Source organism: Nocardia sp. NPDC004860 (assembly GCF_040609015.1).
Lineage (GTDB): Bacteria > Actinomycetota > Actinomycetes > Mycobacteriales > Mycobacteriaceae > Nocardia.
On sequence record NZ_JBEXJI010000012.1, the window covers coordinates 224,439 to 235,091 of the forward strand.

Genomic DNA, 10,653 nt, shown 5'->3' on the forward strand with positions numbered 1-10,653 from the left:
ATCCCATCAGAGTGGAGGGAGCAGCGGGATGGAGCCTGCGCCGACCCCGAACCCGCTGCGGCTGTCCGAGCTCGGTGCTGATTCGACGGCGGTATTGCGGGTCATCGCGCACTTCGACGATTTCGACGAGTCCGCCGCCAATGCCGACACGGTCGTGCGAGCCGCCGCACTGCTGGCCGAGTGCCCGGTCGGGGCGAGCTGGCCGTCCGGGACCGTGATCCGCTACGACGCCGCGGGCCGCCTGCTGCCCGCCGCGGGCACGCCCGCCGACGCGGTCGGGACCGATCCCGCCGTCTGGCTGGAGCGGCGGGTGGTGCCGGACGCGGCCGCCGCGCGGGAATCCGACCGGCCGCGGCGCAATGGTGCGACGTCGGCCGGACCACGAAATCGACAGCGGGACAGCATGATCGCCGTGCCATCGGGTCCGCACGGGCAACCGTCGGCCGCGGCGCATCCGCTGGACGGCGTGGTGCTGGATCGGCTACGGCACTGCCTGCGCGTGGTGTCGGTGCGGCAGGCGGCCAATCCGCTGCGGATGGATGATCCGGCATTGCTGGAAGTGGTGCTCTCGGAGAAGGAACGGCGTGAGGATCGCGTGCGGGCCATGCGGTTGCTCGGGCTGGATCCGGCGCGGGCGACGCGGGTGCTGGCGGTGGCCGGGCCGGGCGCGGCGGACGCGGTGCGGATCATCGGCGAGCACGTGCCGATCCTGCGGCAGGCCGTGATCGGGGCGACGACCGCGGTGCTGGTCCAGGATTTCGCGCCGCCCGGCGGTGCCGGGGAGACCACGCGCCGCCCGGCTGCCGCTTCGGACCGGTCCGTGCCCGCGGCCGGGAGTTCGGCGGTGCCGATCACGACCGGGCCGGGGCGTCCGTCGATGGTCGACCGGGGATTGTCGGATGTCTTGAATGCTGCTGTCGCGCAGTCGTTCCCGGCATCGCAGGCGGGCACCGGCGGGCCGTGGATCGGGGTGGGGGAGCGGTTGCCGGCGTTCGCGGCGGCCACCTCGTGGGAGCAGGCGCGCCGCGCGATGCGATTCGCGTCGTCGACCTGGCACGGGCGGCGGGTGATCGCGTTCGAGCGGCTGGGGGCGCTGGAGCTGCTCGCGGATCTGCCGGTGCAGCGGCTGCTGGGGACGGCGGATGTCATGCGGATCAACGAGTTCGCCGCCACCGAGGCGGGCGCGCTGGCCGTCGACACCCTCGAGGCGTTCTGCGTCTTCGGCACCCTGCGGCGCACCGCGACCGAACTGCACCTGCATCACAGCACGGTGGCCGCGCGGATAGCGCAGGTCGAGGCGGTGATGGGCTGGGATGTGGACGAGGCGCTGGACCGGTTCACCGCCACCCTGGTGCTGACGGTCCGGCGCATGACGCTCTCGTCCGCGCAGTTGGCGGGCCGCATGCCGCCCGAACCGACAGGTGTCGGGTGAAGGCGGTGATACCCGCGACGGGCGGCGGGTGATCCGGGTCACGCCGGTCGGTGACGATCGGTGGGCACAACCGGTGCGGGAGAAGGAGATTCACACCATGGCGATTGTCGATCCGGCCAAGACCTGGGAGCTGCTCGAGCAGCGGCTGGCCGTCACCACCAACGAGCGCCACCGCCAGGTGCTCGGCATCGTCATCGAGCACATGAAGGCCGAGGCCGCCCCCGACCTGGACGGTCTGATGCGCACCCTGGTCGCGGAACCGGACTACCACTTCTGGAACGCGGGCCAGGATGTCGGCCCGAAGGGGTGGGACACCGTGCACGCCTACTACTCGGCCTTCGTCGAGAGCAAGTCCAACATCCTGGAGTTCGAGCTGGACCGCCTGCTGGTGGACGACGACTGTGTGGTCACCGAGGGCTTCCTCAAGCAGATCTACCCGGGCGCCTACGCCGCCCAGATCGGCATCCCCGTCGACGATCCCGCCGCCGACTACCTGATCACCTTCCGCCAGCTGCTGCTGTGGCCGGTCGACGCGAACGGCCTGATCGTCGGCGAGAACTCCTACCACTCGGGCCCGGTGGAGATCCGCAAGCTGTCCTTCGACGAGCTGCCCAGGGAATACGTCGAACTCGTGCACCCGGCCGCCTGACAGCGGCGAGACTCGGCATATGGAAGGCGAATCGGACATGACGGACCTATCAGTGGCATCCTCGGCCGTGTCGGCGGAGACCCCGGCGGCGTCGCCGGAGCAAACCCGGCGTCGCGCGGACATCGCGACCATGCTGCTCGACCGCCTCGGCGACGAGCGGCTCGGAGTGCGGACCCGCGACCGGGATTGGACCTGGGACGCGGTGGTGCGGGAGTCGGCGGCGCGCGCCGAACTGGCCCGGGAACTGCGGCGCGACGGGCCCTTCCACATCGGGGTGCTGCTGGACAATGTGCCCGACTTCGTCTTCTGGCTGGGTGCCGCCGCGTTGGCGGGCGCGACCCTGGTGGGCATCAACCCGACGCGCGGAAACGGCCAGCTGGAGGCCGACATTCGCTACGTCGACTGCCAGCTGATCGTGACCGACGCGGCCGGGATGGCCCGCCTGCGCGGGCTGGATCTCGGCCTGGAACCCGAGCGGTTCCTGCTGGTCGACGATCCGGCCTACGCCGAGCGGATCGACGCGCACCGGGTCGAGCCCGCCGCCCACGCGGGCCCGGAAGCCTTGCTGCTGTTGCTGTTCACCTCCGGCACCACCGGCACCTCCAAGGCGGTCAAGTGCACGCAGCGCCGCCTGGCGGTGATCGCGTACGCGGCCACCGACAAGTTCGGTCACGTGCGCGAGGATGTCGACTACTGCTGCATGCCGCTCTTCCACGGCAATGCCATCATGGCGCTGTGGGCTCCCGCCCTGGCCAACGGCGCTACCGTCTGCCTCACCCCGAAGTTCTCGGCGTCCGGATTCCTCTCGGACGTGCGGTATTTCGGCGCGACGTTCTTCACCTACGTGGGCAAGGCGCTCGGCTACCTGCTGGCCACCCCGGCGAGTCCGCAGGACGCCGACAACACCCTGGACCGTGGTTTCGGCACCGAGGCGTCGGTGGCCGACCAGGCCGAGTTCCGCCGCCGCTTCGGGGCCGAGCTCTTCGAGGGCTACGGCTCCAGCGAGGGCCCGGCCCTGGCCGCCATCGACCCCGCGGCGCCGGCCGCGGCGCTGGGCCGTCCGGCCCATCCGGGGGTGGCGGTGGTGAATCCGGAGACCCTCGCCGATTGCGCGCGAGCGGAATTGGATGAATACGGTCGTGTATTGAATTCGGACGAATCGGTCGGCGAGATGATCGACAAAGCGGGTGCGCTCGTCTTCGAGGGCTATTACAAAAATGATGTCGCGGATGCCGAACGTTTGCGGAACGGCTGGTATTGGACCGGCGATCTCGGATATATCGACGCGGACGGATTCCTCTATTTCGCCGGACGCAAAGGCGACTGGCTTCGCGTCGACGGCGAGAACACCTCGACGCTGCTGATCGAACAGGTGATCCGACGGCATCCGGCGGTCATTGCCGCCGCGGTCTACGGCGTCCCCGACGCCCGCTCGGGCGACCAGGTGATGGCCGCCATCGAGGTGGCCGACCCGGCCTCGTTCAATGCCGCCGAGTTCGCCGAATTCCTCAGCGCCCAGGACGATCTCGGCAGCAAGGGTGCGCCCCGGCTGCTGCGGGTGTCGGGAAATCTGCCCGTCACCGGTTCCAACAAGGTGCTCAAACGCGAACTCCAGGAACAGCGTTGGCACACCGCCGAGCCGATCTATCGCTGGGCGGGTCGCGGCGAACCGGAGTATGACCTCTTCACCGATTCCGGCAAATTGGAACTCGAAGCCGAGTTTGTCTCATTCGGGCGCTCGAACCTGTTCTAACCCTGATTCGGTGACCTGCGCGGACTTTCGTTACGATGCCGTTATCGAAGGTTCTTGCAGGGAGGGTTTGTCTTGTCTCGTCATGACGATCAATGGTCCGACACCGAATCGCCCAGGGGGCTGACCGACGGCGCGCCACTGCACGTCGATCTCACCGATGCCGATCGCCGCATCATCGATCTGCTCGTCGCCCCCTCGCGGGCCTGGTTCAGCCCGCGCTTCTACGGGATGGAGAACTTCCCGGAGCAGGGCCCGGTGCTGCTCGTCGGCAATCACAGCCTGGCGGGCGGCACCGACGCCCCGCTGCTCGCGCACGAGATTCTGGTGCAGCACGATCGGCTGGTGCGGGGGCTCGCCGAGAATGTGCTCATCGATGTGCCGGGGTTGCGAGATGTGTTGCACCGCTGGGGAATCGTGCGCGGCAACCGCCACAACTGCACCACGCTGCTGGAGCAGGGCGAGGCCGTGGCGGTGTTCCCGGGCGGCGGCCGCGAGGCCATGCGCGGCAAGGGGCAGAAGTATCAGCTGCTGTGGGAGGGCCGCACCGGCTTCGCCAAGATGGCCATCGCGACCGGCGCGCCCATCGTCCCGATCGCCATGGTCGGCGGTGACGACATCTACGACATCGTCTTCGACGGCGATCACCCGGTCATGCTGCCGCTGCGCAAGGCCGTCGAGGGCCTGGGCCTGCGCTCGAATCTGACGCCGCCGCTGATCCGCGGCCTCGGTCCGACACTGGTGCCCAAGCCCGAGCGCTTCTACTACGCCCTCGGCACCCCGATCGACACCAGCCCGTGGCGTGACGCCGAGGATCACGAGGCCGCCGCCACCGAGTTGCAGACCGTGGTGAAGAAGGCCCTGGAAGGTGAACTGGACTTCCTGCTGGCCGAGCGCGACCGCGACCGCGGTCGCAGCCTGCTGGGCCGCACCCTGGGCCGCTTCGGCCTCTGAGCACCACCCTGATTTCCCGGTAGGTTTACCGGGGTTCAGCAGCTCCGTTCCGCGACGTCAATGGCGACTGTCGCAGTTCGGACCACTTTCTTCTCCCGTGAAGTTAACCTCCGTTCGACTTTCGAGTACGGTAATGAGCACAGGCGATGGTGCCGATGTGGTCACTGTAGGAGGTTGGCGTGGAGCGCACTCTTTTCGAACCCGAACACGAGCTGTTCCGGGAGTCGTTCCGTAAGTTTCTCGATCAGCATGTGGCTTCCCAGCATGAGCAGTGGGAGCACGACGGCATCGTCGATCGCTCGGTCTGGCTGGAGGCCGGCAAGCAGGGGTTCCTCGGCATGGCCGTGCCGGAGGAGTACGGCGGCGGGGGCGTGCTGGACTTCCGCTACAACGCCATCGTGACCGAGGAGGTCACCAAGGGCTTCTACTCCGGCCTGGGTTTCGGTCTGCACAACGATGTGATCGCGCCCTACCTGCTGGAGCTGGCCAACGAGGAGCAGAAGCGGCGCTGGCTGCCGGGCTTCTGCTCCGGTGAGATCATCACCGCCATCGCCATGACCGAGCCCGGCACCGGCTCGGACCTGCAGGGCATCAAGACCCGCGCGGTCAAGGACGGCGACGACTGGATTCTCAACGGCGCCAAGACCTTCATCACCAACGGCATCAATGCCGACATCGTGATCGTGGTCGCCCAGACCGACCCGTCGAAGGGCGCGATGGGTTTCTCGCTGCTCGTGGTCGAGCGCGGCATGCCCGGCTTCGAGCGCGGCCGCAATCTGGACAAGATCGGTCTCAAGGCGCAGGACACCGCCGAGCTGTCCTTCACCGACGTTCGTGTCCCCGGCAAGAACCTGCTGGGCACCGAGGGTCAGGGCTTCGTCCACCTGATGCAGAACCTGCCGCAGGAGCGCCTGTCCATCGCCGTCATGGCCGCCGCCGCCATGGAGGCCTGCCTGGACCTGACCTGCCAGTACGTGCGCGACCGCAAGGCGTTCGGCAAGCCGATCGGCGCCCAGCAGAACACCCGCTTCGTGCTCGCCGAGCTGGCCACCAAGACCACCGCCGTGCGCGTGTTCGTGGACCGCTGCATCGAGCTGCTCAACGACCGGAAGCTGACCGTCGAGGAGGCCGCCATGGCCAAGTGGTGGTCCAGCGAGGAGCAGGTCGACCTCATCACCAAGTGCCTGCAGCTGCACGGCGGCTACGGGTACATGCGCGAGTACCCGATTGCCAAGGCGTACATGGACGCCCGCGTCCAGACCATCTACGGCGGCACCACCGAGATCATGAAGGAGATCATCGGCCGCAGCCTGAAACTCGCCTGATCAGAGGCGATTTCTTGGATCGCGGGATGGCCGCTGTCCCGTCTGCGTCCCGTCCCAGCTCTGAAACTCGTTCGTTTCCAAGGGGTACTCCTCTGGGGTATCCCCTTCGGCTCGGGTGAAAACGGACTCGATAGCGGCCCGCGTGACGTCCTGGTCGGTCACAGTGCAACGGCCGGAGGTCGGTCAGATGGTGACAGTGATGATGTCCTGGTGGATGTGGATGTCGATGGCTCCGTAGTCCTGGGCGCGGATGGTGCGCTCGATGATGTGGGCATTGTGTCCGCACAGGATGACGACGGCCAAGCTGGTCGAGTTCAGCATGTGCACCGCGGCATGATCAGAGATCGTCGAGTACCCCAGTTCGGGGATTTCGAGTGCGTTGATATTCCGCTCGAGGTCGGAGATCACCTTCATGCGCCTGTCTCTGTCCGATTTGCCGAGTGGGGTGGACGTGGCTTTCGGAACACCGGACCGGGGGTGGCATGACCGGAATCGGTTGGGGGTGATCACGAAATCCTCCCTGCTGACGAGTGGGTACGGCGGCTCGATGCCTTACGGGTGCGTATGGGGGCTGCCGTCGGTGGGTGTGCCGAGAATTCTGCTCACATGCCGCGCGACCGTAGGGACCAGCCGGTGATCGCGAATATCGGGCAGGGCGCGGTCGACGGGGGTGATGAGTGTGAGTGCCCGTGCGGCGGCGGCCAGCGCGTCGACAGTGACGTGGTTTGTGCCGTGTCCGGACAGTGCGCCGAGGAGCCCGGGTAGAGCCAGTGCGGCGAAGCGGAAGGGGTCGGTGGGAACCTGGACCGTGCGGGCGGGTACCGCCCATATCGAGTCTTGTCCGGTCAGGTCGACTGTGATGTCATGGTCGACCATCAGCTTCCGGATTGCGGGCCCATGGAAGTCGTTGCCGCGCAACGCGGTGACGTCGGCCGCCCCGCATTCGAGCAGTGCCGCTGCCAGGTGCGGTGTCCGGTCCGCGCCGATCACCGCCAGCCTGCCGTGCCGCGGCGGGATTCGCTTCGCGCGCAGCGCTGTTACGGCCGCGGCGGCCGCTGTCGCGGTGAGCGCGTCGGTTTCGGAGATCACCAAGCGCCCACGGGCGGCAGTGGTGATCGACTGCACGGCAGCGGATTTCTGCGCGTCGAGTCCGATCAGGAAGACCGCTGTGATGTGTCGAGGGAGTTTCGCGATCCGCGCGGCGACCGAATGCGGCCGGCCCGTCGTGCACGGGACGGCCGAGCCGCGCAGCACCGTGCGATCGGTGAGCAGCGCGGCGTAGTCCTCCATGGCCGTCCAACATGAGTTGTTGGTTCGATTGGCGCGGCTGCCCCAGACCGCGACCACCGCGGCACCCATGTTTCTCGAGTCGGGTCTCCCACGATTGGCCGCGGTGTTCCCTTGGCCGGAATCGATATGGCTGGTCACTCGCAGTGCCTCACTCTCACGGGCTCGAGCGGACGTAATGTTTGATCTTGGAAAATTCGCAATCAGTGGCAATACCGACGTGATCGGCTCACGACAGGGCTCAGGCCCGGCCGTGACGTCGCTCGTAGGCCTCGCGGTCGGAAGCGGCACGCTGGCGTTCACGTTGATCGGCCAGTGCCGGATCGAGGCCGTGTTTGGCGAGGCGGGCGCGGCGGTAGACGTACATGAGGGCGGCGGTGAAGTAGATCAGTGGCAGGTAGAGCAGTGCCATCATGGCCAGGCCCATCCAGAGTGGTCCGGGGATGAGCAGGAACAGGCACAAGGGAGGAATGATCGGGATCAGGATGCGCAGCAGGTAGCGGCGGGCCGCGCCAGGGCCGGTGAGGTCGTTGATCACCCAGTCGGACATGGACGGCGGTAGGGTGCCGCCGCTGATGTACCGGATGCGCTGTGCGAGTGTCGGTGTCGTACGTTCGGTCATGGGCAGGGTGCTTTCACGGGGTCGGGCAGGTAGCAGCGAGCACGGGCGATGGCGTCCGGCGTGTGCGCGAAGATGCTGCTGTCACCGCCGACCGGCAGGGCGCCGATCGCGCCGAGGCAGCGGCGGTGGTCGTCGCGCAGGCCGGACATGAGGACCGCGATGCCGTGGTGCTCGAGTTTTCCGATGGCGTCCTTGAGTACCAGTGCGCCGGTGGTGTCGAGGGCGGTGACGTGGGACATGCGCAGGATGACCACGTGCACGTCGGATACCTCGGCGAGTTCGAGCAGGAACCGGTGGGCGGCTGCGAAGAACAGTGGACCGTCGATGCGATAGGCCACGATGTGGTCGTGGAGCAGGTCGTGTTCCGCGGCCAGATGATCGGTGTCGTCGGCCGGGATGTCCAGCGGAAGCCGTTGCAGCCGGGCCTCTTTCGCGACCGAGCGCAGTGCCAGCAGCACCGCGATGCCGACGCCGACGGCGACCGCGGTCACCAGGTCCAGCGCGACCGTGACCAGGAAGGTTACCGCCATGATGGCGGCATCGCCTTTCGAGGCGCGGGCGATGGCCGCCAGCGACGCGGTCTCCACCATGCGCACGGTGGTCGCGAGCAGGACGCCCGCGAGCGCGGCCAAGGGGATATCGGCGACCAGTGGAGCGGCGAGGTAGATGATCGCGGCCAGCACGACCGCGTGGGTGAGCGCCGCGAGCCGGGTGCGTGCGCCGGAGCGCACGTTGACCGCGGTGCGGGCGATGGCGCCGGTGGCCGGGACGCCGCCGAACAGGGGTGCGGCGATATTTGCCAGCCCTTGTCCGAACAGTTCGCGGTTCGGGTCATGGCGGGTGCCGACGGCCATGCCGTCGGCGGCGGTCGCCGAGAGCAACGACTCCAGCGCCGCGAGGGCGGCCACCGCCAGCGCGGGCGCGATCAGCGTGCCCAGTTGGTCCAGATGCACGAATCCGAGTGTGGGAGCCTGCAATCCGGCCGGGACCGATCCGATGGGGGTGAGATCGAGATCGAACATTTTGGCGGCGACGGTGGCGATCACCACCGCGATCAGCGCGAACGGTAGTTTGGGCAGGTACCGGCCGCCGATCAGTACGATCGCCGCCACGATCAGCGCGGTCGCGAGCGTCACGTGGTGCGGCTGTGCGGCATAGTGGCGTACCGCGTCGAACGCGGACTGCCACACCTTCTCGCCGTGCGCGTGGGCGATGCCGAGGGCGGAGGGGAACTGCTGCAGGGCGATGACGACCGCGATTCCGGCGGTGAAGCCCTCGATCACCGGGGCGGGCATGTAGCGCACCGCGCGCCCGACCCCGGCGACCGCGAGCACCACCAGCACGATGCCGGCCAGCAGCCCCACGGCCAGCACCCCACTCGCGCCGTGCTGGTGGAAGATCGGTACCAGAACCACCGTCATGGCCCCGGTCGGCCCGGACACCTGGAAGCGGGAGCCACCGAACACCGCGGCCAACACGCCCGCAACGATCGCCGTCGCGATACCGGCCGCCGCGCCGAGGCCGGAGCTGATGCCGAAGCCCAGCGCCAGCGGCAATGCCACCAGCGCGACGATCAATCCGGACAACAGGTCGGCACCGGGGGAGCGGACCGCCGGTCTCCAATCCGACCAGGTCGGCAGCAGAGCCCTCACGATCAGCGCGCCCCGGCGGCGTCCGTCGAACGTTCCTCGGCGAGGCGGGTTTTCAGCGCGGCGAGTTGTTCGCGTAGCTGTTCAGGCAGTCGGTTGCCGCCGATGGTGGCGTACCACTCGTCAATCGAACCGATTTCGTTCACCCACTCGTCGACGTTCACCGCGAGCGCGGCGGCGGTGAGGTCACGCTGCGCGTCGGTCAGACCGTTCAGATCCAGCGCGTCCGGGGCCGGCACATACCCGATCGGGGTTTCGACGGCCTCGGCCGCACCGTCCAGGCGCTCCAGGGCCCACTTCAGCACGCGCACGTTGTCGCCGAAGCCGGGCCACAGGAATTTCCCGTCGGCGCTGCGCCGGAACCAGTTGACCTGGAAGATCTTCGGCAGCTGCGCGCCCGCGCGCTCCCCCATCGCCAGCCAGTGCGCGAAGTAGTCGCCCACGTGGTAGCCCAGGAACGGCAGCATGGCCATGGGGTCGCGGCGCACCACGCCGACCTGACCGGCCGCGGCGGCCGTGGTCTCCGACGACAGCACCGAGGCGGTGAACACCCCGTGCGCCCAGTCGAAGGACTCGGCGATCAGCGGGATGGTGGTGGCGCGCCGGCCGCCGAAGAAGATCGCCGAGATCGGCACGCCCGCCGGGTCGTTCCACTCCGGGGCCACCGACGGGCACTGCTCGATCGGGGTGCAGTAGCGCGAATTCGGGTGCGCGGCAGGGGTTCCCGAGCCGGGAGTCCAGTCCTTGCCGTGCCAGTCGATCAGGTGGGCGGGGGCCTGGTCGGTCAGGCCCTCCCACCACACGTCACCGTCGTCGGTGCGGGCGGTATTGGTGAACAGGGAGTTGCCGCGATCGATGGTCGCGATGGCGTTCGGGTTGGTCTTGGCGCCGGTTCCCGGTGCGACGCCGAAGAATCCGGCCTCCGGGTTCACCGCGTAGAGCCGCCCGTCGGCCCCGAACCGCATCCAGGCGATGTCGTCGCCGA

The 10,653-nt window shown here is 68.3% G+C and carries 10 protein-coding genes; 5 read left to right on the top strand and 5 right to left on the bottom strand.

Annotated elements, in window-relative coordinates; translation table 11 throughout:
* Positions 1-28 precede the first annotated feature (28 nt).
* The 5 genes from ABZV44_RS23100 to ABZV44_RS23120 all read left to right on the top strand — a co-directional run bounded on the left by ABZV44_RS23100 (position 29) and on the right by ABZV44_RS23120 (position 6,110).
* Positions 29-1,432 carry a helix-turn-helix domain-containing protein gene (locus ABZV44_RS23100; RefSeq protein ID WP_354839679.1) on the top strand — a complete coding sequence of 468 codons (1,404 nt, stop codon included), beginning with the start codon at positions 29-31 and terminating at the stop codon, positions 1,430-1,432.
* Between the two features lie 97 nt (positions 1,433-1,529).
* Complete coding sequence (locus ABZV44_RS23105) at positions 1,530-2,081, top strand: nuclear transport factor 2 family protein (RefSeq protein ID WP_354839682.1); 552 nt, start codon at positions 1,530-1,532, stop codon at positions 2,079-2,081.
* 130 nt (positions 2,082-2,211) lie between these two features.
* Entirely contained in the window at positions 2,212-3,834 is a 1,623-nt protein-coding gene (locus tag ABZV44_RS23110; RefSeq protein ID WP_354839749.1) for an AMP-binding protein, read from the top strand.
* Positions 3,835-3,906: 72 nt separating this feature from the next.
* A complete protein-coding gene (locus tag ABZV44_RS23115) occupies positions 3,907-4,785 on the top strand; it encodes a lysophospholipid acyltransferase family protein (RefSeq protein WP_354839685.1) in 879 nt (292 codons plus the stop codon).
* A gap of 179 nt (positions 4,786-4,964) precedes the next feature.
* Complete coding sequence (locus ABZV44_RS23120; RefSeq protein WP_354839688.1) at positions 4,965-6,110, top strand: acyl-CoA dehydrogenase family protein; 1,146 nt, start codon at positions 4,965-4,967, stop codon at positions 6,108-6,110.
* A gap of 183 nt (positions 6,111-6,293) precedes the next feature.
* On the opposite strand, the gene ABZV44_RS23125 is transcribed toward ABZV44_RS23120, so the two are convergent.
* The 5 genes from ABZV44_RS23125 to ABZV44_RS23145 form a co-directional block, all read right to left on the bottom strand.
* Positions 6,294-6,524 (bottom strand): hypothetical protein, encoded by a 231-nt coding sequence (locus ABZV44_RS23125; protein WP_354839691.1) that lies wholly within the window; start codon positions 6,522-6,524, stop codon positions 6,294-6,296.
* Between the two features lie 138 nt (positions 6,525-6,662).
* Positions 6,663-7,469, bottom strand: coding sequence for a hypothetical protein (locus ABZV44_RS23130; protein ID WP_354839693.1), 807 nt, complete (start codon positions 7,467-7,469; stop codon positions 6,663-6,665).
* A gap of 169 nt (positions 7,470-7,638) precedes the next feature.
* Positions 7,639-8,019: a DUF5313 family protein gene (locus tag ABZV44_RS23135; protein ID WP_354839696.1), complete on the bottom strand. Its 381-nt coding sequence runs from the start codon at positions 8,017-8,019 to the stop codon at positions 7,639-7,641.
* A complete protein-coding gene (locus ABZV44_RS23140) occupies positions 8,016-9,671 on the bottom strand; it encodes a SulP family inorganic anion transporter (RefSeq protein ID WP_354839699.1) in 1,656 nt (551 codons plus the stop codon). Before ABZV44_RS23140 ends, ABZV44_RS23135 begins: the two co-directional genes overlap by 4 nt.
* A 2-nt stretch (positions 9,672-9,673) precedes the next feature.
* Positions 9,674-10,653: phosphoenolpyruvate carboxykinase domain-containing protein (locus ABZV44_RS23145; protein ID WP_354839702.1), on the bottom strand; the 980-nt coding region annotated here is incomplete at its 5' end.